Source organism: Actinomycetes bacterium, from assembly GCA_035506535.1.
In the GTDB taxonomy this organism is placed as follows: Bacteria; Actinomycetota; Actinomycetes; order DATJPE01; family DATJPE01; genus DATJPE01.
Genome location: DATJPE010000010.1, coordinates 1 through 4,286, shown reverse-complemented (window position 1 = coordinate 4,286; position 4,286 = coordinate 1). Strand labels below are relative to the sequence as shown.

3 protein-coding genes are annotated in these 4,286 nt (G+C 72.4%); all 3 read right to left on the bottom strand.

Annotation, left to right across the window (positions count from 1 at the left end):
• Positions 1-34: 34 nt before the first annotated feature.
• Positions 35-1,024 carry an NAD(P)/FAD-dependent oxidoreductase gene (locus VMI11_01625; GenBank protein HTY71106.1) on the bottom strand — a complete coding sequence of 330 codons (990 nt, stop codon included), beginning with the start codon at positions 1,022-1,024 and terminating at the stop codon, positions 35-37.
• Between the two features lie 43 nt (positions 1,025-1,067).
• Positions 1,068-1,610, bottom strand: coding sequence for a carbonic anhydrase (locus VMI11_01620; GenBank protein ID HTY71105.1), 543 nt, complete (start codon positions 1,608-1,610; stop codon positions 1,068-1,070).
• A 140-nt stretch (positions 1,611-1,750) separates the two neighbouring features.
• A complete protein-coding gene (locus tag VMI11_01615) occupies positions 1,751-4,213 on the bottom strand; it encodes a DNA topoisomerase IV subunit A (protein ID HTY71104.1) in 2,463 nt (820 codons plus the stop codon).
• Between the last annotated feature and the right edge of the window lie 73 nt (positions 4,214-4,286).

Below are 4,286 nucleotides of genomic sequence, written 5' to 3'. Positions count from 1 at the left end.
CGACCAACCCGCCACAAGTGGAGGTGGGAGTGGCCTACTCGGCGGAGCCGCCGCTGCTGTGGCCGGGGAAGACGTGGGAGGCCGGGTCGATCACCGGCGCCGCGTTGTTGACGGCGATCGCGCCCTCGCCGAAGCCGACCGAGATGAGGGGGACCTTGCCTGGGTAGGTGACGATGTCGCCCGCCCCGAACACCCGTGGCAGGTTCGTCTGCATCGTGGTCCCCACCACGATGCGGCGGTGCTCGAGCTCCAGCCCCCAGTCCGCCATCGGCCCGATGTTGGCGATGAAGCCGAGCGCGGCGACCACCGTCTGCGCCGGCAGCGTGCGGGTCTCCCCGGAGGTCTTGGAGCGGATGACCACCTCCTCGACCTGCCCGGAGCCCCGGATCTCGTCGACCTCGCACGAGGTGTGCAGCGTCACCCCCATCTCGCGCACCTGATCGACCATCGAGGCGTGGGCGCGGAAGGCGTCCCTGCGATGGACCAGCGAGACGCTCTTCGCGACCGGCTGCAGCATGTAAGCCCAGTCGAACGCGCTGTCCCCCCCGCCCACGATGACGACGTCCTTGCCGGCGTGCTCGTCCAGCCGCGGCACGAAGTACACCAGCCCGTGACCGGCCCAGCCCTCGGCGGCGGGCAGCGCCCGCGGCGTGAAGGACCCGATCCCCCCGGTGATGACCACGGCCTTCGCCTCGACGCTGATGTCCTCGGTCGTCGTGACGGTGACCGGACCCTCCTCCGAGGTCTCCAGGGAAAGCGCTTGGTGGTCGAGCAGGTACGTCGGCTCGTACGGCGCGACCTGCTCGACCAGCGCGTCGACGAGCACCCGGCCTTTGACGGACGGGAAGCCGGCGACGTCGAAGATGTCCTTCTCCGGGTACATGGCGGTGATCTGCCCGCCGGCCTCGGGGAGGGTGTCCATGATGACGCTGTGCCACCCGCGGAAGCCGGCGTAGTAGGCCGCGTACAGGCCGACGGGGCCGGCGCCCACGATCAGCAGGTCGCAGGTGTACGTCGCAGCCATGGCGCTCCCACTCCTTCGAGGCACGGGGTGACCCGGCGCCACGCTAGTGCCGGTCAGGTCCGGGGGAGCGCAAGGGACCCAGGCGTCCGGTGTCGACGTCGTAGACGGCCCCCGCGACCGGGACATCGTCGGGGATCCACGGCCACGAGCGGATCCGCTGGAGGTCGGTGTCCAGGGCGGCGAGCTGGTCGCTGACGGTGCGGAACTCCAGGCTTCGCGTGTCGAGGCCCGTGGCCGTGTCGATGGCGGCGTGGACGTCGTTCTCCGCCTGCCCGGCCATCCGGCAGCGGGTGTGCGGCATGACGAGGATCCGCTCGACCCCCAGGAGGTGGACGGCGAGGACGAGGGTGCGCAGCACGTCCTCGGTGACCCGGGCACCGGCGTTGCGCACGATCTTCGCGTCGCCGGGGAGCAGGCCGAGGGCGGTCAGCGGCTCGATGCGGCTGTCCATGCAGGTGAGCACGGCCAGCCCGCGCGCGGCCCGCGGTTCCAGGCCGCCCAGCGCGAAGTCGGCGGCGTAGACCTCGTTGGCGTCCCGCAAGTCGGCGAACGCGTCGGCGTCGCGGCGGTGGGTGTCGTCGGGCACCCGCCCATCCTGTCAAGGAACGTCCGGCCCCCGCTCAGGCCAGCGTTCGTCCCGACCACCAGCGAAGCCGCCCGACCACCAGCAGCCCAGGGCGACCGCCGCAACAAAGGGCTGACTGCAGCTCGGTCGGCCGCCGCGACTCAGAGGGCCGGCGGCCCTGCCACGGCCGTGACGGCCTGGGGCAGGGCCGTGCCGGAGCCGTCACGCCTCGAGTCCGACGGAGGGAGGTCGACCGGCTGCCCGTTCGCCGCGGCCGCGTGGGCCGGGGACGGCCCCACCCAGGCCAGGGTGAGGACGTCCTCCCCGCGGAGGAATCGCTGGCAGCGCACCCCTCCGGTCGCTCGGCCCTTGGCCGGGTACAGGGCGTACGGAGTGACCTTCGCGGAGCCGGGCTCGGTGCCCGGTAGCGCCGCGGCGGATCCCGCGACGCTGACCACCACCGGGTCGGGCGTGTCGGGTCCGACAGCGCCGAAGAACACCGCCCGCGCGCCGGCGTCCAGCCGGACGCCCGCCATGCCGCCGGCGGGCCGGCCCTGCGGACGTACCGCCGAGGCCGGGAAGTGCAGGAGCTGGGCGTCGGAGGTCACGAACACGAGGTCCTCCGCTCCGGTGCGCAGCTCCACGGCTCCGACGACGCGGTCCCCGTCGTCGAGCCGGATGACGTCGAAGGACTCCCGGGTGCTGGGCACGTCGGGGGTCACCCGCTTGACCACGCCTCGCTCGGTGCCAAGAGCCAGGCCCGCCGACTCCAGACGCAGCGAGGTGAGCGCGAGGACGGCCTCGCCGGCATCGAGGGAGCTGAACTCGGTCAGCGGGGCGCCACCGGCGAGCGAGGGCGGTCCGGCGGTCGCGGGCAGCGCGGGCAGGTCGAGCACGGACAGCCGCAGCACCCGTCCCAAGGAGGTGACCAGCCCGACCTCCCCGCGGGCAGTGGTGGTCACGGCGGACACCACGCAGTCGTGCGCGGCGCGTGGCCCCTGGGACGGCAGCGGGTCCGCGGTGAGCGTGCGCGCGACGAGGCCCGTCGAGGACAGGAGCACGTGGCACGGCTCGTCGGCCACCTCCAGCGGCACCGCCGCGGACGCCGTCGCCGGAAGGCCGGCCGACTCGAGCAGGACGGTGCGCCGCGGGGTCGAGTGCGCCTTCGCGACTTCCGCGAGCTCGGCGGACACCGTCCGGCGCAGCACCGCGTCGTCCTCGAGGATCGTGGTCAGCGCGGCGATGTCCTCGATGAGCTGGTCGCGCTCCCGCTCGATCTCGATGCGGGAGAGCCGCGTGAGGCGTCGCAGCTGCAGGTCGAGCAGGTACGTCGCCTGCGCCTCGCTGAGGTCGAAGACCTGGCGCAGCCGTCCGCGTGCCTCCGCGGAGTCCTCCGAGGAGCGGATCACCTGGATGACCTCGTCGATGTCCAGCAGCGCGATGAGGAGGCCGTCGAGCAGGTGCAGGCGGTCCTGCGCCTTGGTACGTCGGTACGCGCTGCGCCGGCGCACGACCTCGAGCCGGTGCTCGACGTAGACCCGCAGCAGCTCCACGAGCCCGAGGGTTCTCGGCTGCCCGTCCACGAGGCAGACGTTGTTGATCCCGAACGTCTCCTCCATGGGGGTCAGCCGGTACAGCTCCTCGAGGATGGCCTCGGGGTGATAGCCGTTCTTCACCTCGATGACCAGCCGCAGGCCCTGCTTGCCGTCCGACAGGTCGGTGATGTCGGAGATGCCCGGCAGCCGCTTGGCGTCGTACATCTCCTTGATCTTGCGGGTCACCTGCTCCGGACCGATCGTGTACGGCAGCTCGGTGACGACGATGCCCCTGCGCCGAGGGGTCACGTTCTCGATGCGGGCCGTGGCCCGGGTACGGAACGAGCCTCGCCCCGTCTCGTACGCCTCGCGGATCCCGTCCAGGCCGACGATCTTCCCGCCCGTCGGCAGGTCCGGACCGGGGACGAAGCGCATGAGCTGGTCCAACGTCGCGTCGGGGTGCGCCAGCAGGTGGCGGGCCGCGGCGACGACCTCGCCGAGGTTGTGGGGCGGCATGTTCGTCGCCATCCCGACCGCGATGCCGCTGGCGCCGTTGACCAGCAGGTTGGGCAGCGCCGCCGGCAGCACCGACGGTTCGCTACCCATGCCGTCGTAGGAGGGCCGGAAGTCGGCCACGTCCTCGTCGAGGCCGTCCACCATGAGCAGCGCCGCCGCCGACAGGCGGGCCTCGGTGTAGCGCATCGCCGCCGGCGGGTCGTCGTTGCCGAGGGACCCGAAGTTGCCGTGCCCGTCGACCAGCGGGACCCGCATGGAGAACGGTTGGGCCATTCGGACCAGGGCGTCGTAGATCGCGCCGTCCCCGTGCGGGTGCAGGTGGCCCATCACGTCGCCGACGACCCGCGAGCACTTCACGTGCGGCCGGTCGGGACGCAGCCCCATCTCGGCCATCCGGTACAGGATGCGTCGGTGCACCGGCTTGAGGCCGTCCCGGGCGTCGGGGAGCGCGCGGCTGTAGATGACCGAGTAGGCGTACTCGAGGAAGCTGCCCTGCATCTCCTCGGCGACATCGACGTCGACGATGCGCTCGACGAAGTCCTCGGGCGGCGGGGTGGTGGTGCGGCGTGCCATGACGGGCATCCTCCCAGCCGTCGACCCGCCCGGCCGGCACCGACCCGGCCGTGCGGCTGACTCGAGAAATGCC

Coding starts and splice junctions, on each gene's coding strand:
- VMI11_01625 (HTY71106.1), bottom strand. CDS start 1,024: ATGGCTGCGACGTACACCTGCGACCTGCTGATCGTGGGCGCCGGCCCC.
- VMI11_01615 (HTY71104.1), bottom strand. CDS start 4,213: ATGGCACGCCGCACCACCACCCCGCCGCCCGAGGACTTCGTCGAGCGC.